15 protein-coding genes, 2 tRNA genes and 1 pseudogene are annotated in these 21,316 nt (G+C 66.2%); 7 read left to right on the forward strand and 11 right to left on the reverse strand.

All coding sequences use genetic code 11. The features are described from left to right. Positions 1-122: 122 nt before the first annotated feature. The gene (locus tag AC3ZI9_RS11220; RefSeq protein WP_444555633.1) at positions 123-1,274 is read left to right on the forward strand and encodes a multidrug effflux MFS transporter; all 1,152 of its coding nucleotides are present in this window, start codon (positions 123-125) and stop codon (positions 1,272-1,274) included. Positions 1,275-1,331: 57 nt separating this feature from the next. On the opposite strand, the gene AC3ZI9_RS11225 is transcribed toward AC3ZI9_RS11220, so the two are convergent. The 4 genes from AC3ZI9_RS11225 to dnaG form a co-directional block, all read right to left on the reverse strand. Then, a tRNA-Asn gene (locus AC3ZI9_RS11225) sits at positions 1,332-1,404 on the reverse strand. A gap of 67 nt (positions 1,405-1,471) precedes the next feature. Beyond that, positions 1,472-2,941 carry a lipase maturation factor family protein gene (locus AC3ZI9_RS11230; RefSeq protein WP_444555632.1) on the reverse strand — a complete coding sequence of 490 codons (1,470 nt, stop codon included), beginning with the start codon at positions 2,939-2,941 and terminating at the stop codon, positions 1,472-1,474. Between the two features lie 99 nt (positions 2,942-3,040). Then, positions 3,041-3,113 (reverse strand) — tRNA-Asn (locus AC3ZI9_RS11235). 65 nt (positions 3,114-3,178) lie between these two features. Then, on the reverse strand, positions 3,179-5,098 hold the full coding sequence (gene dnaG, locus AC3ZI9_RS11240) for a DNA primase (RefSeq protein ID WP_444555631.1): 1,920 nt from the start codon (positions 5,096-5,098) through the stop codon (positions 3,179-3,181). Between the two features lie 447 nt (positions 5,099-5,545). Between dnaG and AC3ZI9_RS11245 the strand changes: the two genes are divergently transcribed. Beyond that, the gene (locus AC3ZI9_RS11245; protein WP_444555630.1) at positions 5,546-6,331 is read left to right on the forward strand and encodes a 4'-phosphopantetheinyl transferase family protein; all 786 of its coding nucleotides are present in this window, start codon (positions 5,546-5,548) and stop codon (positions 6,329-6,331) included. Here the strand turns inward: AC3ZI9_RS11245 and AC3ZI9_RS11250 are convergent. The 4 genes from AC3ZI9_RS11250 to AC3ZI9_RS11265 all read right to left on the reverse strand — a co-directional run bounded on the left by AC3ZI9_RS11250 (position 6,315) and on the right by AC3ZI9_RS11265 (position 11,878). Beyond that, positions 6,315-7,091 (reverse strand): heme ABC transporter ATP-binding protein, encoded by a 777-nt coding sequence (locus AC3ZI9_RS11250; protein ID WP_444561854.1) that lies wholly within the window; start codon positions 7,089-7,091, stop codon positions 6,315-6,317. The two genes, AC3ZI9_RS11245 and AC3ZI9_RS11250, sit on opposite strands and share 17 nt — an antisense overlap. Beyond that, positions 7,092-8,171 (reverse strand): FecCD family ABC transporter permease, encoded by a 1,080-nt coding sequence (locus AC3ZI9_RS11255; protein ID WP_444555628.1) that lies wholly within the window; start codon positions 8,169-8,171, stop codon positions 7,092-7,094. Between the two features lie 20 nt (positions 8,172-8,191). Next, the gene (locus tag AC3ZI9_RS11260) at positions 8,192-9,229 is read right to left on the reverse strand and encodes an ABC transporter substrate-binding protein (protein WP_444555627.1); all 1,038 of its coding nucleotides are present in this window, start codon (positions 9,227-9,229) and stop codon (positions 8,192-8,194) included. An 87-nt stretch (positions 9,230-9,316) separates the two neighbouring features. After that, on the reverse strand, positions 9,317-11,878 hold the full coding sequence (locus AC3ZI9_RS11265; RefSeq protein ID WP_489923585.1) for an amino acid adenylation domain-containing protein: 2,562 nt from the start codon (positions 11,876-11,878) through the stop codon (positions 9,317-9,319). A gap of 108 nt (positions 11,879-11,986) precedes the next feature. Here AC3ZI9_RS11265 and AC3ZI9_RS11270 point away from each other — a divergent pair, with 108 nt between their 5' ends. Further along, positions 11,987-12,979: an IS481 family transposase gene (locus AC3ZI9_RS11270; protein WP_489923586.1), complete on the forward strand. Its 993-nt coding sequence runs from the start codon at positions 11,987-11,989 to the stop codon at positions 12,977-12,979. Here the strand turns inward: AC3ZI9_RS11270 and AC3ZI9_RS11275 are convergent. Continuing rightward, positions 12,954-14,387, reverse strand: coding sequence for a condensation domain-containing protein (locus AC3ZI9_RS11275; protein ID WP_489923587.1), 1,434 nt, complete (start codon positions 14,385-14,387; stop codon positions 12,954-12,956). The genes AC3ZI9_RS11270 and AC3ZI9_RS11275 overlap by 26 nt on opposite strands. Before the next feature lie 6 nt (positions 14,388-14,393). Then, entirely contained in the window at positions 14,394-15,635 is a 1,242-nt protein-coding gene (locus AC3ZI9_RS11280; protein WP_444555765.1) for an alpha/beta hydrolase-fold protein, read from the reverse strand. 306 nt (positions 15,636-15,941) lie between these two features. Here AC3ZI9_RS11280 and AC3ZI9_RS11285 point away from each other — a divergent pair, with 306 nt between their 5' ends. Then, positions 15,942-16,748, forward strand: coding sequence for an SDR family oxidoreductase (locus AC3ZI9_RS11285; RefSeq protein WP_444555764.1), 807 nt, complete (start codon positions 15,942-15,944; stop codon positions 16,746-16,748). A gap of 38 nt (positions 16,749-16,786) precedes the next feature. On the opposite strand, the gene AC3ZI9_RS11290 is transcribed toward AC3ZI9_RS11285, so the two are convergent. Beyond that, positions 16,787-17,761 (reverse strand): IS481 family transposase, encoded by a 975-nt coding sequence (locus AC3ZI9_RS11290; protein WP_301497610.1) that lies wholly within the window; start codon positions 17,759-17,761, stop codon positions 16,787-16,789. Positions 17,762-17,879: 118 nt separating this feature from the next. On the opposite strand from AC3ZI9_RS11290, the gene AC3ZI9_RS11295 reads away from it, so the two are divergent. The 3 genes and pseudogenes from AC3ZI9_RS11295 to AC3ZI9_RS11305 all read left to right on the forward strand — a co-directional run. Further along, entirely contained in the window at positions 17,880-19,064 is a 1,185-nt protein-coding gene (locus AC3ZI9_RS11295) for an isochorismate synthase (protein ID WP_444555713.1), read from the forward strand. Further along, positions 19,061-20,731: a (2,3-dihydroxybenzoyl)adenylate synthase gene (locus AC3ZI9_RS11300; RefSeq protein WP_444555714.1), complete on the forward strand. Its 1,671-nt coding sequence runs from the start codon at positions 19,061-19,063 to the stop codon at positions 20,729-20,731. Before AC3ZI9_RS11295 ends, AC3ZI9_RS11300 begins: the two co-directional genes overlap by 4 nt. A 134-nt stretch (positions 20,732-20,865) precedes the next feature. Next, positions 20,866-21,300 (forward strand): annotated as a pseudogene (locus AC3ZI9_RS11305) (isochorismatase family protein); the annotation flags it as partial. Positions 21,301-21,316: the final 16 nt, after the last annotated feature.

Below are 21,316 nucleotides of genomic sequence, written 5' to 3' on the forward strand. Positions count from 1 at the left end.
ATCGGCTTCACAGCCGGCCTGTTCCCCTCCTGTCCAACCCCGAGGACTCCTTGCCCGGCACCCCTGCACCGACCCCTGCCCCCAGCCGACGCTCAAAGATCCTGCGCATTGTGGTGTTGGGCATGCTCACCGCCCTCGGCCCCTTCACCGTGGACCTCTACCTTCCGGCCATCCCCGCCTTGCGCCTGGATCTGGGCATCACCGAGGCCGCGGCCCAATTGACGTTGACCGGCACGGTCTTCGGCTTCGCCGCCGGTCAGCTGGTGGTCGGCCCGCTCAGCGACCGCCTGGGCCGGCGGGGGCCGCTCATCGCGGCGACGATCCTGCACATCGGTGCCACCACGGGAGCAGCCCTCTCGCAGGATTTCGAGATGCTGATGCTCTTCCGCGTCCTGCAGGGCGTGGGGGCGGCGGGCAGTTCGGTGGTCGCCATCGCGATGGTGCGCGATCTGTATGACGGCCTGCGACTCGTCAAGACGATGAGCTATGTGGCCCTGGTCAACGGCATGGCCCCGATCTTCGCCCCGGTGATCGGCTCCCAGCTCCTGTTGGTCACCGACTGGCATGGGGTCTTCGGGGCACTGGCCGGCTACGGGATCGTGGCCTCCACCACCGCGATCCTGCTGTTGGGCGAATCCCTTCCGCCCGAGCGCCGACCGGTCGGGGGACCCCACCTGTTGCGGCGCTATTCCCTGGTGCTCAAGGACCGGATCTTCGTGGGGCTGCTGCTGGTCGGCGGGCTGAACTTCTCCGGGCTGTTCTCCTATCTTTCGGCCTCCCCCTTCGTCTTCCAGGACGTCTACGGGCTCAACGAGCAGGCCTACGGGTTGTTGTTCATGGTCAACTCGTTGGGGGTGGTCGCCGGGGTGCAGACCAGCGCCCGGTTGGTCCGCCGGTTCGGCGCCCAATGGATCATCGCCGCCGCCACGATCGCCCAGGTGTTCTTCGCCCTGTGCATCATCGCCGCCGACCAGTTCCATTGGGGCTTCTGGGGCACGGCCATCCCGTTGTGGTTCTACATCTGCGCCACCGGCTTCAACTTCCCCTGCATCCAGGGGCTGGCCCTGCACCGTCATGGCAGCCAGGCGGGCACCGCGGCGGCGTTGCTCGGGGCGGCGACCTTCGGGTTCTCCGGGGCGATCTCCCCCGTCGTGGGTCTGCTGGGTGTCGGGAGCGCGACGCCGATGGCCGCGGTGATGGCCGGGTGCATCCTGCTGGCCATCGCAACCTTGTGGATCGTGGTCCGGCCCCGCCAGGTGCCGTTGATGACCTGAGCGGGCCGCAACGAAAAACGTCCGCCACACCATGCGGTGGGACGGACGTTCATTCGGCTCCCCCAACTGGACTCGAACCAGTAACCTTTCGATTAACAGTCGAACGCTCTGCCAATTGAGCTATGGGGGAAGGAAGCGAGTAAAACTTTAGCAGGACGGCGGGCCGAATTCGAATCGCCTTCCGCTCCCCCCGGCCCTCAACCACGCCGTACCGGTCCGATGGCCAGGCGCCGGTCGGAACGGATCCAGTACAGCGACCGGTCCTTCGTCTCCTGGTCGTTCGCGAAACGGTAGCGGTAGGTCAGCACCCGGATCCGGTCCGGGGCCCTGCCGGAGAAGGGATCCACCCGCAACAGGGCCAACACGGCGGGGTCCGCGGCCAGGAGCTTGAGCAGCAGGGCCTGGAACCAGCGTTGGTGCAGCGACCCCAGGGGCAGGAACCACATCATCCAATCCAGCCGCAGATGGTAGGGGGCGAACTGCCGTGGCCTGCGGGCCGGATCGCCGGGTTTGCCGCGGAATTCATATTCATGCCAGCCGGTTTCCGTCTCCGGGTCCGCGTCGTCGTCCCCGACCTCGTCGTCGATCCTGCCTTCGATGACGACTTCGGTGCGTTGGCGGGTGACGCTGCCGAAGGCCCCGTAGGCGTTGCCCAGCTGCCAGCGGTTGAAGCTGGCGTTCATCAGTTGGGAGCGCGAAAAAAGGTTGCGTAGCGCCGGGATCCCGGCGACCAGCAACCCCGCCGTGGCCAGCAGGACGACGACGGTCCACCCTGCGGGGGCCGCCGCCCGCTCCGCGAGCGGCCCCACCGGACCGGCGGGGAGACCGGCGACCAGTGAGGCGAGGCCTCCGAAGGCGGCATCATCGATGGCGGCACAGGCCAGCACGATCGTGATCCAGTTCAGCCAGGCGAAGTTTCCGGTGGCCACCAACCATGCTTGGGTGGCGATGACCACCCCGGCGGCGATCGATGCCACCGGCTGCGGGACGAAGAGCAGGAACGGGACGGCCAGCTGCGCCACATGGTTTCCGGCCACCTCACAGCGATGCCACCAGCGCGGTGCCAGATGCGCCCGACGACTCAACGGTCCGGGCATGGGCTGGGTCTCGTGGTGGTAGTACAGGGCCGTGAGGTTCCGCCAGGCAGGGTCCCCGCGCCATTTGATCATCCCGGCGCCGAATTCGAGGCGGAAGACCAGCCAGACGATCAGGATCAGGATGGTCCGTGGCGGGTCGACCTGGTGCGAGCCCAGGAACCCGACGGTGAACCCGGCCTCGAGCAGGAGCATCTCCCAGCCGAACCCGTAGAAGATCCCCCCGATGTTCACGATCGACTGGTAGAGCCCCCAGAGCAGCAGGAACGCCGCCAACACCACCCAGGCGGGACCTGCCTGCGGCAGCCCCGCGACGAGGGTGCCGGCCACGACCAGGCCCACCCAGCACACGGCCACGAGCTTGGCGTCGGAGTACCCCCACCGGGTGAACACCGATGGTCCGCGCGCCCCGGGGCCGGCCAGCAGGCGATTCGCCGGCAGCAGGCCCCGTTCACCGAGCAGGGCACGGAACTGGTTCAGTGTGGAGGCGAAGGCGATGAGGAAGACGGCGGCGACCCCGCGTTGCAGGATTTCCCGTGCGACCCAGTAGTCCGGTGCCAGCAGCCAGTCCATGGCTCCATGGTAGGTCGACGGGCCCGGCCGGACCACGGCCCCGAGCCTTAAACACGGTCGTCCCCGCCACGAACAGTGACGGGGACGACCAGTGATCCGCTCCCCCAACTGGACTCGAACCAGTAACCTTTCGATTAACAGTCGAACGCTCTGCCAATTGAGCTATGGGGGAAAGCAACAGAGACGACTATACAAGAGCTGGGCCGAGGTTGCTAAATCGTCGCCCCCGGCCCCTTCCTACTCCTGGCGCAGCGACCGGCGCCGCAGCTCCAGTTCCATCAATTCCCGCTGGATCCGCTGGTATCCCTCGGGATCGGCGACGGGGTCCATCCGCTGGAGCTGGCCGAGCCGATCGGCCTTCTGATGGGTGATCTGCAGATCGAACAGGCGGTTCATGATGCCGTGGCAATACCGGGTCAGCGACTCCTCCGAATTCGCCGGCAGGGGGTTCACCGCCAGCTCGGAGACGAAGGAGCGCAACGGATCCGGCACCTCCTGCCGGATGGACTCCACCCATTGCGACGGGGTGGCCCCCGCGGCACCGGCGGCGCGGACCGCGTCATGGACGGCCGCATGGACCGGGGCGAGGAAGCGGGCCGTATAGAACGCCTGCCATTGGTCGGCGCTGAGCACCCCCGGTTGCTGCAGGACCACTTCGAGGGATTCGCGTTCCATCCGGGTCACCGGGTCGCGGACATCGGGGCGTTGAAAGGCCGGGGCCTGGGGCTCCTGGGCGGCCCCGGGGCCGTATCCCGGGCCCTGCGGGCGGGGCTCGGACCCGGAACCGGGGCGGGAACCGCGGTCCTGGCCGGACCCGGACCCGTCACGGGCGCGCTTGGCGGCGGCCCCCACGGCCCGGTTGACCTCATCCATATCCATGCCCAACCAGCCGGCCAGTTCACGGGAATAGGCCGGACGCATGGCCGAATCACGGATGGCCGCAACGATGGGTGCGGAGGCGCGCAATGCCTGCACGCGGCCCTCGACGGTATCGAGGTTGAATTTCTTCAGCCCCGCCCGGATGGCGAATTCGAAGAGCGGACGTTTGGAATCGATGAGTTCCTTGACCGCCTCGGGGCCCCGGTGTTGGCGCAGTTCGCAGGGGTCTGCCCCGGAGGGTTCGACGGCGACATAGGTCTGGGCGATGAAACGCTGGTCCTCCTCGAAGGCCCGCAGGGCGGCTTTCTGCCCGGCGGCGTCCCCGTCGAAGGTGAAGACCACTTCGCCTCCCGAGCCGTCGTCGCGCAGCAGGCGGCGGGCGATCTTGATGTGGTCGGCCCCGAAGGCCGTGCCGCAGGTGGCCACCGCCGTGCCCAGCCCCGAGAGGTGGCAGGCCATGACGTCCGTGTATCCCTCCACCACGATCAGTTGCCGGTTTTTGGTGATCTCCCGTTTGGCCAGATCCACGCCATAGAGGACCTGGGATTTCTTATAGAGCTGGGTTTCGGGGGTGTTCAGGTATTTCGGCCCCTGGTCGTCCTCGTAGAGTTTGCGGGCCCCGAAACCGATCGTGGCTCCGGTCAGGTCGCGGATGGGCCAGATGAGCCGGCCGCGGAACCGGTCGTAGATGCCCCGGTTGCCCTCGGAGAACATTCCCGTGAGTTTGAGTTCCTCGTCCTGGAAGCCGCGGCTGCGCAGATGCTTCAGGAGCTGATCCCACCCCTTGGGGGCATAGCCGACCCCGAAATGATCACAGGCGGCCCGGTCGAAGGCCCGCTCGGAGAGGTATTGCCGTCCGGTCGCGGCTTCCTCGGAGAGCAGCTGGGAGCGGAAGTATTCCTCGGCGATCTTATGGGCGTCCAGGAGGCGTTGACGCCGGCCGACATCCTGACGGCTGGGCCCGGATCCGCCGTCCTCGTAGCGCAGTTCGAAGCCGATCCGTCCGGCCAGGTGCTCGACGGTCTCGGAAAACGTCGTGTGGTCCATCTTCTGGATGAAGGAAATGACGTCGCCGGATTCTTCGCAGCCGAAGCAATGGAACGTCCCCACCTGGGGACGGACGTGGAAGGAGGGGCTGCGTTCGTCGTGGAAGGGGCACAACCCCTTGAACGAGCCGATGCCTGCCGAACGGAGCGTGACATACCCATCAACGACTTCCTTGATGTCCGTGCGTGAGCGGACCTCGTCGATGTCTTCGCGCTTGATCAATCCGGCCATGGCCCCCAGTCTAGTGCCCGGTGTAGGCCGACTTCCCCATGCCCCGATTGGCCACCCAATAGGCCCGTCCCTGGACCTCTTTCCCCGGGTCAGCCGGTGGTGCCGGCGCAGGTGTGCTTCACCGCCCTCACGTGCGATGGATGCGCCGGCGGCCCGGACCCCTTCCGCGTTTTAGGGGTCACCGGCGACTCTTTGCACGAGCCCCTCACCGGAGCCGGGATCAATGGTGTTGTCTGCGAAACGTGCGGGACAGCTGAAACCGATCCGGGCCATGGAACCGGGCCGTACGGTGGCATCGATGGTCTCGAGGTTGTAGTCCCCCGGCACGCAGGAGTTTTCGGTAGCATGCCGTGGAGGCCACGCGCCAGGTCGGGTGATGCCGCGTCGGACGACTTCTTTTCCGCTGCCGGAATCGATGGAGCTAGAATTTAGGGGACCCTAACTATAGTGAAATCATGGGGTATCCCGGCCACCGAAAGGCAGCTCATCTTCCTCAATCCAGGTCCGCTGCGACAGCTGCTTCCCTCGACAATCCAGGTCTCCGAAATCGATCACGATCCTGTGCCGGCCCAGCAGGCAACCCCCTTCTCCACCGCCGAATCGACCGGCCTCACCGACGCCGTCGAGCAGCGGCGTTCGGAGTTCCTCACCACCAGGAGGTGCGCCCATGAGGCCCTCGCCACGGCGGGGGCCCCGCCCGCACCGCTCATGCGTGGCCCCCGTGGTGAGCCCCAGTGGCCCGCCGGCTGGGTCGGCAGCCTCACCCATATTGGCCCAACGTCAGCCGGGCGACCCACGTATCGGGCGGCAGCCGTGGCTGCTGCGGACCGCTTTGCCGCACTGGGAATCGATGCGGAGGAGTGGGCGCCCTTGCCCCACGGCACATCCGGGGTGATCTGCACCGAGTTGGAACTGCGCTCGGCGGAGGCGCTCTTCCCGGCGGCCACCGCCCAGCCGATGGATCGCCTGGTTTTCAGTATCAAGGAGAGTTTCTACAAGGCCCGCTTCCCGCTCACTCGGACCTGGCTGGATTTCCTTGACGTGGAGGTCGACTTCGGGTCCGTGGCCACCCGTGATGCCGGCGTCGCCCGGGCGGCCGGGCCCATGACCGGCACGTTTTCCGTCGCCGTGTCCACCCCGGACCGGCGCCATCCCGCCTTGCCTGACGTCCTCAGTGGCCGGTTCCTGATACGAGCCCCGCTGGTGGTCACCGCCGTCATGCTGGAACGATGACCAGCGCCTGCGACGCGGGGTGCCTCAATAGGCACACCTTCTGCCCATAGACCTCTTCGATGAGCTCCACGGTCAGCACCGTCTCCGGAGGCCCGTCGGCGGTGATCCGTCCATCGGCGATCACGATGACTCGATCCGCATAACGCGACGCCAAGTTGAGGTCATGCAGTACCGCGACCACACAATGCCCGTCGTCGGCATGTTCGCGTGAACTGCGCATCACCGATTCCTGATGCTGTAGGTCAAGGGCCGCCGTCGGCTCATCCAACAAGATCAGTGGTGGTGCCTGGGCCAGGACGCGGGCGTATGAGGAGCGTGAGCTTTCACCTCCCGACAGGGTGGTCACGTCCTGGCGCTTGAGCCTGGTCAGACCGGTCCGTGTGATGGCCTGGCGCACCATGGCGGCGTCGTGTCCTTCGCTGACGGGATAGGGCAGGCGTCCCATCGCCACCGTTTCCTCGACGCTGAAGGAAAATCCGACGCGATGTTCCTGCAACATGACGGCCCGCTGCCGGGCGAAGTCCTTGGCCTTCCACCGCCGCGGTTCGGTGCCCGCTACCCGCACGGTGCCCTCGGTCGGTTCCTGATCCCCGGCGATCAAGGACAGCAGCGTCGATTTGCCGGCCCCGTTCGGACCGACCAGGGCAACCAGGCTGGATCGATCCAGAGAAAAACAAACTTCTCGCAGCAGGTCCCGCTGGCCGATCCGGAAGGAAACGGACTCTAGCTCCACGATCCGTTCAACGGCATCACTCATCATTCACCACATCGATTTCTTGGCCCGGACGACCAGATAGAGGAAGAAGGGGGCTCCAACGGCAGCGGTGAACAGACCCAACGGGATCTCCGAGGGCGGGTTCAGTGTGCGAGCGGCGCAGTCGGAGGCAACGATGAGGCAGGCTCCGACGATCGCCGCCATCGGAAGCGCCACCCGGTCTGCCGGGCCCACGATCTGACGCACGATATGCGGGACCACCAGTCCCACGAAGCCGATGCTGCCGACGAAGGCGACGGAACCGCCGGCCAGTAGCGCAGTGGCAACGATGATCGCCATGCGGGCCGCCTTGACGTTAACGCCCAGGTGTTGGGCCTGTCGCTCGCCAAGTGCCAGGACATCGAGGTTGCGCATGTTCATCACCAGGACAACGACCCCGGCCACGGCAACGGGCAGCATGGCGGCCAATTGGCCCCAATTGACACTACTGAGCGAGCCCAATTGCCAGAAAACCAGGGTCTGCAACTGGGTGTCGTCGGCAATGTAGGTGAAGAATCCGGTCAAGGCGGCACAAGCCGAGCCCAGTGCAATGCCCACCAGCAGCATCTTTGAAGTGCCGGTGGTGCGGCCCGGCCGCGCCAGGACATAGATCAACGCGGTCACGGCCAGGCCAGCCAGGAAGGCTCCCCCCGGCACGGCCCAGGTCGTGAGGGCATCCGAGGCTACCGGTCCCAGCAGCACGATGACGGCCACGGCCCCGGTGGTCGCTCCTCCGGTGACGCCGATGATGCCCGGGTCCGCCAAGGGGTTGTTGAACAGCGATTGCAATGCGGCGCCGGACATGGCCAGGGCCGCCCCGACCAGCGCGCCGAGCAGGGTCCGTGGGAACCGCAGTTGCCAGACGACGGACACATCTCGTTGGCTGAGCCCGTCTACCTCATGGATGCCGAGTTGCTGCCCGACGATGCGGAAGACGTCGGCAAAGTCGATCCGCAAAGGTCCGACGGAGACGGAAAGGACCATCAGGAAGAGGAGGACCAGCAGACCCACCGGGGCCGCTACAACGAGCGGCACCCGGCGGATCTGCTCCTCCGCACGTTTTTCACGGGCGGCACGGAGCATCATTGGCTAACCTGTTCCCCGGTCTACTGCTGCAGCGCCCTGGCGAGAGCCAAGGCCCCGACGCCCGAGTCAGGGCCGGTGTACTTGATCTGGGAATCGGGCATCACAATGACGTTGGCCTCTCGCCCTGCCGTCGTGTTCTTCAGCGACGGGAAGGCCTTCCACAGCCCCTCTTCGCCCTCCCAACGGTCGTAGTCGTCGCTGGAGAGAAGGATGTAATCGGGGTCGGCCGCCACGAGGCCTTCCGCGCTCATTTCACGGGAGAACCCCCTGAGGCCGGCGTCGGCGCCCACGCTGATGCCTCCCAGGGCTTCAATCATCTCGGTCCCCGGAGTCCCGTTGGCCGCAACCGAGTTCTGCCCGCCCGCCCCCGTGGCGGTCACCTGGATGATGGACTTGCCCTCGGCGCTACCGATGTCCTGGGCTTCCTTCAGCGCCTTCTCGTTGGACTCGGCCAGGCGATCGCCCTCCTCGGGGAGGCCGACGAAGCTGGAAAGCTTGCGGATTTTATCGGAGGTGGTGTTTCCCACGTCGAACAGCACGGCATCCGTTCCGGCGTCGCGGAACTGTTGGGAGACATCCCCATGGCGTTTGAGATTATCACCAATGAACAAGGTGCCGTCCAGAGCGAGCAGCCCCTCCATCCCGGTGTTCTTCCGGAATTCGAAGTGCTCCGGTGCGGCCTTGCCGGCCGCGGAGAGGCTGTCATCCGGCGAGGCCGCGATCTTGTCGCCCAGCCCCAGTGCCTGCAGAAGCGATGAGACGTTGTCCCCCGAGGAAATAATCTTCGAAATGTCGTCGATTTCCACCGTGGCCTTGGCGTCGTCGGTCACCGTGACCGGGAGCTGGGGGGTGCTCTCTTCGGGGGTGAAGTCCGAGGTGCCGGCAATATAACGCCACTTTTCGGGCAGGTCTTTCGGAGCCTCCTGCGTGGTGATGGTTGAGGGCTTGCCGTCCGCCGCGGAAGCCTGGTCTGCGTCCTGGCCCTGGGCCGGGGAGCAGCCAGCCAGGGCCAAAGTCAGGATGCCGGCAGTGGCCGTGATGTGTGCAAGTTTCTTCATTGTCTTCCTTTGCGGCTGTTGATCAATTGCGTGCTTCATGACCACAGTCCGTGGCGTGCTGGGTGCACGCGACGGGTCTGCGGGGATTCAGGGGGCCCAGAGCCCGAGTTCGCCGACGATGTGGGCCAGGTTCTCGTGGTGGATCAGGGCCGGGTGGCTGCAATCGATATCGTGATTGCGCAGGTTGCCTCCGACATGGGGCCGCCAATCCGAGACGTGCAGCCAGTTCTGGCTCTTGCGCAGGGCGGTGAAGAAGTCGATGTCCCCGTCATATCGACGCGCCGTATGGCTACGCATCAGGGCGGCGTTGGTACTCACCGCGCTCGCCACCCGGGCCACGACCTCGTCGGCGAGTTCGCCGAACGGGCCGGGGGTACGGGCTAAAAGGTCCAGCACCGATTCGCGGGAGAGGTCGGCCCCCTGCCGGTCATGGTCCACGCCGCCCATGATGAGCAGCGCTTCGTTGATCTCTTCCGCGGTTGGCTCGGCGAGCTGCTGCCAGGATTCCGGCGGATAGGCATCCAGCAGGACCAGTCGTTCGACTGTGACGGAGCGTTCGGTGAGTTCGATGGCCAGCTCCTGGGCAATGACCCCGCCGACCGACCAGCCCAGGAGGGAGACGGGACCTTCGGGAACCAGCTCGATGATGGCCTGGGCAAAGTCGGAGGCGAGTTCGTGGATGGAGGCCGGTGGGGCTGGCGCCGGCAGCGCCGGATCCAGCCCTGGTGCTTGCAGGGCATGGATACCTGTATCGGGGGTGATATGCCGGAGCAGGTTGGCGTAGGACCAGCCGAGCCCGCCGGCTGGGTGCAGGCAGAACACCGGTGTACCCCGACGGTGTGCCCGGAGCGTGAGGACCCTGGCATACGGATTGGCACCAACTCCCGAACCCAGCCGTCGGGCCAGCGCTGCAACCGTGGGCCCGGCAAAAATGTCGCTGAGTTCCAGGGAGGTGCTGCTGAGGGTTTCGTGGAGCCCTTCAAGTCGGCGCAGCAGCGATACCGCAGTGAGCGAGGTGCCCCCGGCATCAAAGAAGTTGGTTTCCACCCCGATGTCCGGCTGGTCCAGCACGGTGGCGAAAGCCCGGGCGATGGCGCCCTCGAGGGGGGTCGAGGGTGTGCGGCTGGGCGCACCGGCCTCCGGTTTGGGAAGACTCCGGCGGTCGAGTTTCCCATTGGCCGTCAGGGGCAGCTCAACGAGGACGTCCACACTGTGGGGAACCATGTAGTCGGGCAGCCGATCGGTGAGCCAGGCGCGCAGTTCCGTTGCGACGGCCCCCGGGGATTGGACGTAGCCGCGTAGGGTCGTCGACGGCCCGCTGCCATGGGGCACGACGACGGCGCGTTCCACCATCGGGTGCGCGGCCAGAACCGCCTCGATTTCCCCCAATTCGATCCTCAGGCCGCGCATTTTAACTTGGTCGTCGATGCGACCGAGGTATTCCAGGGCACCGTCGGAGCGCCACCGCGCAATATCACCCGTTGCGTAGACCCGCTCGGGGCGTCCCATCAGGCGTTCCAGACCGGGGTGGTGATAGAACTTCTCTACAGTCAGTTCCGGGCGTCGGACGTATCCCTGGGCGAGTTGTATGCCGGCCAGGTGCAGGTGACCGGCAACTCCGGGGGGAAGCGGGCGGCCCAGCGCGTCCAGAACATGCGTCCTGGTGTTCCAGACGGGCCGCCCGATCGGTACCGGCCCCCGCTCCGTGGCGGATACGTGCCAGAAAGTCACATCGACGGCGGCTTCAGTGGGGCCGTAGAGGTTGTGCAATTCCACGGGCAGCATGCCAAGCAGTCGATGTCCGGTCTCGGCATCGAGTGCCTCCCCGGAGCAGAAGACCCGCCGCAGGCTCGTACACCGCGACGCGGAGCGGGCGCCGGTGAACAGGGACAAGGCCGAGGGCACGAAATGGCAGGTGGTGACGCCGTGTTCGATGATCGTGCGTGCCAGGGCCTCCGGATCGCGGTGGACGTCGTGTTCGGCGATGGCCAGGCGTGCCCCTGCCATGAAGGCCCAGAAGAACTCCCAGACGGAGACGTCGAAACTGAACGGCGTCTTCTGCAGCACGATATCCGAGGAGTCCAGGGCATATTCATGCTGCATCCAGAGCAAGCGGTTCACGATGGCCCGGTGGCTGACCGCGGTTCCCTTCGGAGCCCCGGTCGATCCGGAGGTGAAGATGATGTAGGCGGTGTCCTCCGGGCCGACCCCGGTAGCGGCCTCGGGGGCAGCCGGGGCGGGAAGGTGGTCCAGGCAGTCAAGGGTGTCTTCCGACAACGGCACCAGGGGGTAGATTCCGGCCGGCCCGGGGGCCTCACCGCCGTTGTTGCCGGTGATGATCACCGCGGGGTCGAGGTCACCGACCATGGAGTCCAGCCTTGACGCGGGCAGCGCGGGGTCCAACGGCGCGTAGGCCGCGCCAGCGAGTGTGGTCGCCAAAAGCGAGAGCACCATCGCGGGGCCACGCTGCAGGTGGACCCCGACGGTGTCACCGGGGCCGGCCCCGTGGGCACCGAGAACGGCGGCCAGGCGGCGGGCACCATGGAACAGTTCCTGGTAGTCCAGCGATGATTCTTGCCACAGCAGTGCGGGGGCAGCGGGGGCGCGTCCCAGCTGTTCGATGAGCAGGCTAGGTGTACTGCCCAGCAACGTTGGTTGAACTCGTGCGACGACACGGTCTGAATTGATGGGATGACGAAGGCCCCCCGATGTGGAGTGGAGCTGTCTAAGAAACCACTTCACAAACAGGAGGCCTTCATGTCCCACGCTAATGCAGCCCTGACCCCCAAAGCACGTCTGAGAATCGCCAAGCTCATCGTTGACCAGCAGTGGAGCGTCTCCACCGCAGCGAAAATGTTCATGGTCTCCTGGCCCACCGCCAAACGCTGGGCCGACCGCTACCGAGCCCACGGCGCGGCCGGGATGGCCGACAAGCCCAGCAGACCCCGGACAAGTCCTGCACGCACCCCGCAGGCAGCGGTCAAACAAATCGTGGCACTGCGCTGGCGCAAGCGCTTGGGGCCCGTCCAGATCGCCTACCGGCTGGGCCTGGCTGCCTCGACGGTGCACGCAGTGCTGGTACGTTGCCGGATCAACAGGCTGCGCTATATCGACCGGGTCACCGGTGAGAAAATCCGCCGCTATGAGCACCCCTATCCGGGATCGATGATCCACGTGGACGTCACCAAATTCGGCAATATTCCCGACGGCGGCGGGCACCGGTTCGTGGGCCGGCAGGCCGGAGACAAGAACCGTGCAGCAACCCCGGACAAGCCCCGCAATGCGAACCACACCCCGAAAATGGGAACCGCCTTCGTGCACACGGTCATCGATGATCACTCGCGTATCGCCTATGCCGAGATTCATGATGATGAGAAGTCGGTAACGGCCATCGCGGTACTGGAACGGGCCGTGGCGTGGTTCGCTGCCCGTGACGTCGTCGTGGAGCGCGTGCTATCTGATAATGGGTCCGCCTACCGCTCGCATGCCTGGCGTGACGCCTGCGCCGAGCTGGCCATCACGCCCAAGCGGACCCGCCCTTACCGGCCCCAGACCAATGGGAAAATCGAGCGGTTCCATCGGACCCTGAACGACGGTTGGGCCTACGCCAGGTTCTATGGCAGCGAGGCCACCCGCCGCGAAGCACTGCCGGATTGGATCCATGCGTACAATCACCACAGGCCCCACACTGCAATCGGGAACCAGCCACCAATCAGCCGCTTAACTAACGTCTATGGGCAGTACAGCTAGGCAGGGTGTGCTCGGTTGCGGGGGCGCCGGTGTCGTTGAAGGTGTTCATGACCAGGTCGCGTTCTGCCGGCAGCATGAGGGGGATTTCCCCGAGAGTGGCAGGGCCTTCGCGCGGGGTGCGCTCGAGCAGGTCGGTGATGCGTTCGAGATGTCGTTGCGCCGTGTCGACGGAGTACAGGTCCGGGTTGGCCAGAACCCTGACCTCGAGCCCGCCGTCGGCGTCCAGGGAGAGGGCGATGTCCAGGTCCTCCGTCGGCCCGGACCTGATGTTGTGCACGGTTCCGGCGGCCGGGCCGAACGTGGCCCGCCGATCGAAGGGACGGATGTTGATCGTAGGGCCATGCAACCGGTGACCGGCACCGCTCTTTCCCAGGTCCCGGCGGAGCCATTCAGTCCGGTATCTCTGGACGGCGCGCACGGCCGTCAACTCGTTGCGGACCGCCGCAGCGAACTCGGCCACGGTGGTCCCGGGGTCGGTCACCGCCGGCAGACACAGTGGCAGGACGTTGACCCGGGGGGCCACGGCCCGGGCATCGGAGGCCGCCGGTGGGCGGTTCAGCCACGGGATCCCCAGGACGGCGGGCCGGTCGGTGAGGTAGGACTGGGAGTAGGTCCCGATGAGGGCAAAGGACATCTCGATCCAGGTGGACCCCGTTTCGGTGGCGAAGTCGATGAGGGCCTCAACCGCGTCGGGGTCCATCCGTTGCCGGAGATCGTGGTGGTCGACTCGTGCCGGTGCCGTGGTCTCGCATAAGGATCCTGCCGTGTCGAGGATGTCCGCTCGTCGGGTCCAGAAGTCCCGGGCTTCCTCCCAGCTGGAGTCGGCTGCCGGGTCCTCCCTCCTGACGGGCAGCGGGTCGGAATCCGAAGCCAGATCGGTGAAGGGGCTCTCCTCCAGTGCGGCAGGGTCCGTGTACACGCGGGCGACCCACTGGATGAAGGCGTGGACCGAGTAGCCGTCGACGCCGATGTGGTGGAAGCGGGCGAACCACCAGTGCCGGTGCTCCGACAGCCGGATCAGCGCATGGCCGGTGGCGTCGTGCAAGGCCAGGACGGTGTCCCCCTGCCGGCGGGCCGGACGGGACAACTCACCCTCCATCCAATGCCGGGCCGAAGCCTCCGGATCGGCGGCATCCGCCAGATCGATGACCTCGGGGACGATGCACCCGCCGGGGCGGGACCGGGGGCCATCGGGGGTGTCGAGGTAGTCGGCGGCGAGCCCAGTGGCATCAAGGCATTCCCGGAGAGCCTCGGCCCAGCGGTCCGCATCGAGGGGACCGCTGATGTCGACATATTCGGCACATTGGTAGGCCGCCTTGGTGGCGTCACCGAGATGGCCGAACCACAGGGCCAATTGCCCATCGCTCAAGGGGCGGAGATCGGTCTGGGTGGGTGCTGGGGTTGTCATGTCGCTCTAGTCCTCCTTCAATCCCTCGATCAGCACGTGGCGCCAGCAGGAAAAATCATGGCCTCCGCTGAAGCGTGCGGAGGCGGAGTCGTATCCGCGGTCGAGCAGGACCTGCTGAAGCTGATCGACGTGGTCATTGGTGATGTCCTCCCGGGTCCCGACCCGCAGGTCGATGCGCGCACTGGTCCCCGGCTCGCTGGCGAACCGTCCGGTGATCCACGGTTGGTGCACGTGCGTGTAGTTCGCGGGGGTGACGCTGCCGTCGGGCATCCACCACAGCGACGGCGAATGTGCCAGCACCGTGCCGAAGACCTCGGGTTTCCGCAGCGCGGCCAGCAGTGCCGTCAGGCCGCCGAGGCTCTGCCCGGCCAGAACTGTTTCCCCGAGGCCGCGCAGGAGATGGGTTTCTTCCAGTGCGGTGCGGGCCGCGGGCACGATCACGGAGGCCAGGTCATCCACGAAGGCGTGGTTGGCCCCCAGCAGCTCCAGGCGTTCGGCATTATCCCGGGTTGCGATCCCCACTACGGCCACCGGCTCTACTTCCCCCGAGGCCACCGCCGATTCCAACGCCGCGGCCAAATGCAGCCGACCGAACCAGATCTCGGGGTCGGTGAGGACCAGTAGCCGCAATGGTTTCGGGGATCCCGGCGCCGGGGTGTACATCCACTGCCTGGCCGTGCGGCCCACGGCAGGTAACCAGACGGCAGAATGCGTGAGCTTGCCGCGCACTGTCTGGGCCGCTGCCCCATCCCAGACCCCTGTCGCGGAAGCCTCGTCCATGGAGCACACCGATAGCGGCCCGGTGCCGTTGGCATTGATGGTTTCGCCGCGGTTGAACGGGTCCGCCACGGCCGGGATCCCGGCCCGTCGCTGGAGGGCCACTGCGTGGGCCAGTCCTTCCCCCCCGGTGGCCAACGCACGAAAGCCGTAGGAGAAAACTGAGTCGGCGTCGACATCCAGGGTGGCCCACCAGACGTCGGTGTCCGCGATCAAATTCATCCGGCCCTGATCGATCCGGTGCTTATCGGTGAGCCGGTTGGCCTCGAGGTAGACCTGGGCTGCCGTTCCACTGCGGTAGAGGAATGTGACGCTTCTCTCATTTCCTGACCGCGACACGTACGGGGTGCCCCTGCGTCGCACCTCCTCCCAGAAAACGCGGGAATCCACGGGTGAGGGGAGGCCGAAGGTCTCGAAAACCGGGGCGTTGGTGTGGCCGGGGAGCATGGACTCGCTTTCCGTTGTCTTCACGTGCGTTACACGGGATTACTTTATTTGTCAGCCTGCGCTGCGTTGCATGGAAATCCCACTTGAACGCTGTCGAAATCTCACTTAGGTTAGCCTATGTTGAACGGAATACAGAACGAAACCCTCGCCTATTCTCCATCCCTTGGGCAACTCGAATGCAGGTAATTCTTGCGTGTCCTTTTCGTGGGCAGGAGCAGTGGCCCCTACTCGCGTCTTGGGCAGGACAGCCGGCGCTCCATACCCGCACCCGGATCTACCCCTGCAAGGGCCCCGCAATCACCACCCGCCTCTTGCGAAAGGAGCAATGAAATGAACCAACCGCACACCGCTGTCGTCACCGGAGCAGCCCGGGGCATCGGGCGGGCCGTCGTCGAGGCCCTCGCCCATGATCCGGACGGGCCTCCGCAGCTCATCGCCGCTTTGGATGCCGATTTCACCCAGGAGTGCCGGCACACCCGTGTCGGGGACACTAGGGTCGTCGAATACCGCGCCGATGTAGCGGACGCTGATCGGGTGGCGGAGATTTTCGATCAGTTGGCCGCTACCCACCCACCGGTACTGAAGATCGCCCACGCCGCGGGCGTCCTGCACGAGGCAGCGCTGGCCGACACCGACCTGGATGGATTCGCCCGGGTGATGGACGTCAATGTCCGCGGCACCTTCGTCGTCCTGCGCCAGGCTGCCCGTACCTTGGGCGGACGGCGGCCCCTCAGCGCCCCCGGCGAGGCCGGTTCCATCGCGGTGGTCTCCTCCAACGCCGCCGCCGTCCCTCGCGTCGGCATGGCCGCCTACGCTGCCAGCAAGGCAGCAGCTGCGGCCCTCAGTGCCAATGCAGCCCTGGAGTTGGCGCCGCTGGGCATCCGCTGCAATACGATCGCCCCTGGGTCCACCGACACCCCCATGCAGCAGCGGATGTGGAGCGGTGACCCCGAGAAGGCCCGGGCACGCGTGGTAGGTGGGACTCCGGATCGCTTCCGGCTCGGTATCCCCCTGGGCCGGATCGCCGAACCGCAGGACATTGCCGAGGTCGTCCTGTTTTCCCTTTCCCGGCGGGCCCGCCACATGACCATGCAGGACATCGTCGTCGACGGTGGCGCCAGCCTGCGCTCCTGCTAGCCCCCAGCTTTCCCCCACCCCCTAGGTGTACTCGGCCATCAGGTTGGTGACAGGCGGCTGGTCGGGGGTTTGCCTCCGAGTGCGGTGTGGCGTCGGACAGTGTTGTAGACCTCGAGCCATGGGGCAAGGGCAGCGCTACGGTCGGCGTTGGTGGTGAACACCTGGCGGTAGGCCCATTCGGTGGCCAGGGTTCGGTTGAACCGCTCGACCTTGCCGTTCTGCCATGGGCAGTGCGGTTTGATGAACTTGTGCTTCGCGCCCAGATCGCTGATGGCGGTAGCGAAGTCTTCTGAGCGGCGGTACGACCAGTGGTTGTCGGTGATCACCCGCTCGATCTGGGCGATGCCATGGACATCAAAGAACACCGCTGCACGTCGCAAGAACCCCGCACAGGTGGTGCCCTTTTCGTCACCGAGGATCTCGGAGTACGCCAACCGGGAGTGGTCGTCGACCATCGAGTGCACGTAGTCATAGCCGATCCGGGCCTTCTTCTTCGCCGCGGTTGACCCCATCTGGCGGCCATGGGCTTTCCACCCACCGCCGTCAGGGATCTTGCCGATCTTCTTCACATCGACATGGACCAGCTCACCGGGCCGGTCGCGTTCGTAGCGCACCGCTGTGGTCTTCGAGGCCCGGATCACCTCACCGGTCAACGGGTCACACTCGCGTAGATAGGGGACCGCGTGGCGGCGCAGCACCCGCGAGACTGTGCGAGCTGGGATGTTGAGGTCAGCGCCGATCCAGTCCTGGCCGTGTCGTTGCTCGTGGCGCAGCGCCACGATTCTTTCCTCAACCTCGACCGAGGTCTGGCGTGGACTGTGGTGCGGGCGCGAGGACCGATCGAGAAGGCCCGCAGAACCCTCACTACGGAACCGATTGATCCATCGGTGCGCGCACTGACGAGACACACCCTGGGCTCGCGCAGCATGCGCGACTGCCCACCCCTGGACACAGACCCGCTCTACGAGCAATTGCCGGCCACGCAAGTTCAGCCGGGCATTACGGTGGGACATGAAGACCTCCGGACGGTTGGCGACTTAGACATCACCCACCGCACCCGGAGGTCTTCGCTACGTCAAGAGCCCGGGACCGTCACCAACCTCCCGGCCGAGTACACCTAGGAAGTCAATGATGAGTACGACCACCGACACCCTCCGCGTGGCACCACCCCGGAACGAACACGCCGCCGCCCCATCGGGGCGCGGCACGGTCACCGCTGTCCGGACCGCCCGATTTGTCTCCCCCGGGTTCACCGGACAGGTCAGCGGAGCCCTGAATCTGGTCCCTTCTCCCGATTTCGAGGACGCGATCGCCCGGGCCTTCGAGACGCAACCCGATGCCGATGTCGTCATCGGCTGCCTGCCCTTTGACGCCACCGAGCCCGCCGTCTTCATCTGCGGTGCCAATGAGGCATACTCCGGCGCCACCGGCGATGTGGCCCCGGACAGCCGGACTCCCCGCATCCAGTCCCTCGTTGAGATCCCGGACGTGGCCGGATACGAACGCCGCGTCGAAGAAGCTCTGCGGTTGATTGGTGACGGACAGCTCGAAAAAGTCGTCCTGGCCCGTTCCAAGCTGGTGGCCGCCGATGGCCCGATCGACCCCCATGGGCTCCTGGAGCGGCTCCTGTCCTCCTCCGAAAATGGTTTCGGCTACCACATCCCGCTTGAACACGGGCGCTCCTTCGTGGGCCTGAGTCCCGAACTCTTGCTCGAACGAGACGGCTCCTCCGTCAGCTCCCACCCCCTGGCCGGATCCCGCCCGCGGAGTGGCGAGGACAACGAAGACCGGAAACGCGCCGCAGACCTGCGCACCTCGAGCAAGGATGCCCGTGAACACGGACTGGTCGTCGACGCCGTCACTTCCGGTCTGGCCCCGAATTGCTCCAATGTACGTGTCGAGGCCCAGGACACCACCACGACGGATTCCATGCTCCATCTCGGCACCTGGATCCGTGGGGACCTCTCTGCCCCCGGGACCTCGGGTCACCGGCCATCGGCCGCCGCCCTGGCCCGCACCCTGCACCCCACCCCTGCCGTATGCGGCACGCCGACCTCCGAGGCCCGCGCCCTTCTGCGACGCTTTGAAGCTAGCCGCGGCTACTTCACCGGCGCCGTCGGCTGGCAGGACCGCGCGGGAAACGGGGTGTGGGTGGTCGCCATCCGTGGGGCCCTGGTCGACGGCCCCACGGCCCTCATTTCGGCGGGAGCCGGCATCGTCGCCGGCTCCGATCCCCGATCGGAGGCCGCGGAGACCGGGGCCAAGTTGCGCACCGTCCTCGCGGCGCTGGGGCTCGGGGAAGGCGGCAATCGATGAACCCACAGACCATGAACTCAGCGACCCCCCTGCTGGCCGCCGGTGGCCGGCCCTGGCCAGCCGAAGCAGCAGCGGCCTACCGCCGTGACGGGTACTGGACCGGAGAACGGCTGGATCGCATCGCGGAGGCCGCGATCCGAGCCACCCCGGATCACCCTGCAGTGGTGGATGACCACGGACAGCTCAGCTATGCCGAGCTCGGCGCCCGGATCAGCCGACTGGCTGCGGTGTTCTCCCACCGGGGGCTCACCGATCGGGACCGGGTCATCCTCCAACTCCCGAACCGAATCGAACTCGTCGTCTGCGCCCTGGCCCTGATGCGCATCGGAGCCATTCCCGTTTACTGTCTGGGCAGCAGTCGTGAACGCGAGCTCACGGCCGTCGCCGACCGGGCGAAGGCCGTTGCCCTCATCGTTGGCGACATGACCGCGGACTACGACGCTGCCCGGGTCGCCGCCGACGTGGTCGAACAGGTCGCTTCAGCCAGGTGGGTCATGACCGCGGAGCAACTCCGCAGCGCCTCGATCACCGGCCGGGAGCTCGAGCAGACCTACCGCGTCTCGGGGACGGACGACATCGCCTTCCTGCAGCTCTCCGGGGGAACCACGGGTCTGCCCAAACTCATTCCCCGCACCCACGACGACTATCTGTATTCAATCCGCCGGAGCAACGTGGTGTGTGGACTGACGCCCCAGGACGTCTTCCTATCGGTGATCCCGGCCGTGCACAATTTCCCGATGAGCTCCCCCGGCTTCCTGGGCGTGCTGCTGGCCGGCGGCACCGTGGTCCTGACCGAAGACCAACTTCCCGGGGCCGTATTTGATCTCGTGGCCCTCCACCGGGTGACGGTGGTCCCGCTCGTTCCGCCGCTGGCGCATCTGTGGGTCAACCATGCCGAGCTGGAACCTGACGCCATCGGACAGCTCTCGAGCCTGCGGCTCCTGCAGGTCGGTGGCGCCAAGCTGGTCCCCGAACTGGCCCGACGGCTCATGGAGCTGGTCCCCGGGACTTTGCAACAGGTCTTCGGCATGGCCGAGGGACTGGTCTGCTATACCCGGCCCGACGACGATGCCGACACGGTCATCGGCACGCAGGGCCGGCCCATGAGCGCTGCCGACGAGATCCGGATCGTCGACGAGCAGGACCGCCCGGTCGCCTCTGGGCACCGCGGCCACCTGCTGACCCGGGGCCCCTATACGATCCGCGGGTACTTCCGGTCACCGGAGGCCAACCGCCAGGCGTTCACCGAGGACGGTTTCTACCGCACGGGTGACATCGTGCGACAGCGCGCCGACGGCTCCCTCATCGTCGAGGGGCGGTCCAAGGACCAGATCAACCGCGGCGGGGAAAAGATCTCCGCCGAGGAGGTCGAGGACATCCTGCTGGCCCATCCCGCCATCGACGATGCCGTCGTCGTGGCCGAGCCCGATGAATACCTCGGCGAACGCAGTGTCGCCATCATCGTCCCGGCACGTGCGGGCACCAGCGCGAATTCCGGAGTGGACCGGAAGTCGATCGCCTCCCATCTGCGAGACTGCGGCGTCGATGTCATGAAGGTTCCCGATCGGATCGAGACCACCGAACAGTTCCCCGTCACCGGGGTAGGAAAAATCAGCCGGGTTCGCCTGCGGACACTGCTGCGCGAGCAAAGGAGCACCAACGCATGAGCACCAACACCATGGACACGACGAACCTCGAAATCCCCGAGGCGCTTCGCTACGACTTGCCGCGCTGGGACGGGGTGAACCGGGTAGGCGATTGGATCTCCTGCCCGGAGCGCAGCATCCTCCTCGTTCACGACATGCAGAACCACTTCGTGGATAAGTATGCTGCTGACGCCGAACCGATGGACACCGTTCTGGGGAACATCGCCGAGCTCATCGCCCAGGCACGCCTACTGGGTATTCCGGTGGTTTACAGTGCCCAGCCCGGCGACTAGGATCCCGACGAACGTGCCCTTCTGACCGATTTCTGGGGCTACGGCCCTCGCACCGCGGATACCGGGATCGTGGGGTCCCTGACTCCCGCGGACGCTTCCGAAGTAATGCGCAAATGGCGCTACAGCGCTTTCCAGCGCACCGATCTGCTGGAACGCCTGCGCGCGGAAGGGCGCGACCAGTTGGTCATCACCGGGGTCTATGCCTTCATCGGCTGCTTGGCCACGGCCCTGGAGGGATTCATGTCAGATGTCCAGTCCTTCATCGTCGCCGATGCCGTAGCGGATTTCACCGCCGAGGACCACGCCCGGGCGT

It is taken from the genome of Arthrobacter sp. AOP36-F1-5 (genome assembly GCF_058137995.1).

Coding starts and splice junctions, on each gene's coding strand:
- AC3ZI9_RS11275 (WP_489923587.1), bottom strand. CDS start 14,387: ATGACAACCCCAGCACCCACCCAGACCGATCTCCGCCCCTTGAGCGAT.
- AC3ZI9_RS11285 (WP_444555764.1), top strand. CDS start 15,942: ATGAACCAACCGCACACCGCTGTCGTCACCGGAGCAGCCCGGGGCATC.
- AC3ZI9_RS11270 (WP_489923586.1), top strand. CDS start 11,987: ATGTCCCACGCTAATGCAGCCCTGACCCCCAAAGCACGTCTGAGAATC.
- AC3ZI9_RS11295 (WP_444555713.1), top strand. CDS start 17,880: ATGAGTACGACCACCGACACCCTCCGCGTGGCACCACCCCGGAACGAA.
- AC3ZI9_RS11260 (WP_444555627.1), bottom strand. CDS start 9,229: ATGAAGAAACTTGCACACATCACGGCCACTGCCGGCATCCTGACTTTG.
- dnaG (WP_444555631.1), bottom strand. CDS start 5,098: ATGGCCGGATTGATCAAGCGCGAAGACATCGACGAGGTCCGCTCACGC.
- AC3ZI9_RS11290 (WP_301497610.1), bottom strand. CDS start 17,761: ATGTCCCACCGTAATGCCCGGCTGAACTTGCGTGGCCGGCAATTGCTC.
- AC3ZI9_RS11300 (WP_444555714.1), top strand. CDS start 19,061: ATGAACCCACAGACCATGAACTCAGCGACCCCCCTGCTGGCCGCCGGT.
- AC3ZI9_RS11255 (WP_444555628.1), bottom strand. CDS start 8,171: ATGATGCTCCGTGCCGCCCGTGAAAAACGTGCGGAGGAGCAGATCCGC.
- AC3ZI9_RS11250 (WP_444561854.1), bottom strand. CDS start 7,091: ATGATGAGTGATGCCGTTGAACGGATCGTGGAGCTAGAGTCCGTTTCC.
- AC3ZI9_RS11220 (WP_444555633.1), top strand. CDS start 123: ATGCTCACCGCCCTCGGCCCCTTCACCGTGGACCTCTACCTTCCGGCC.
- AC3ZI9_RS11230 (WP_444555632.1), bottom strand. CDS start 2,941: ATGGACTGGCTGCTGGCACCGGACTACTGGGTCGCACGGGAAATCCTG.